General features: G+C 67.9%; 1 protein-coding gene. It reads left to right on the top strand.

Annotated elements, in window-relative coordinates:
- Window positions 1-346 (top strand): hypothetical protein (locus tag ACFOD9_RS13085; RefSeq protein ID WP_379510559.1); only part of this gene is annotated, 346 nt, incomplete at both ends.

Consider the following 346-nt stretch of genomic DNA (forward strand, 5'->3'; position numbering starts at 1 on the left):
GTCACCGTGACGGACGAACATGGCGCCAGCGTCACCCGGGACATCACGATCACCGTCACCGGCACCAACGACGCGCCGGAGATCGTCGCCTCGACCAATGCCGGGGCGACCGTCCAGGCCACCACGGATGTCACCGGCGCGGTGACCGAGGATAGCGGTCCGGCCACGCTGACCGACAGCGGGGTGATCGCCTTCCACGACGTCGATTACCAGGACCTGCACACCGCCAGCTTCACCCGCACCGGCGGCACGGCCCACGGTACCTTCGCGCTCGACGCCAGCGTCACCGAAGGCGATTACGAGCAGGACGGCAGCATCGGCTGGACCTATGCGATCGACAACGCCT

The organism is Novosphingobium bradum (genome assembly GCF_042646485.1).
Lineage (GTDB): Bacteria > Pseudomonadota > Alphaproteobacteria > Sphingomonadales > Sphingomonadaceae > Novosphingobium > Novosphingobium bradum.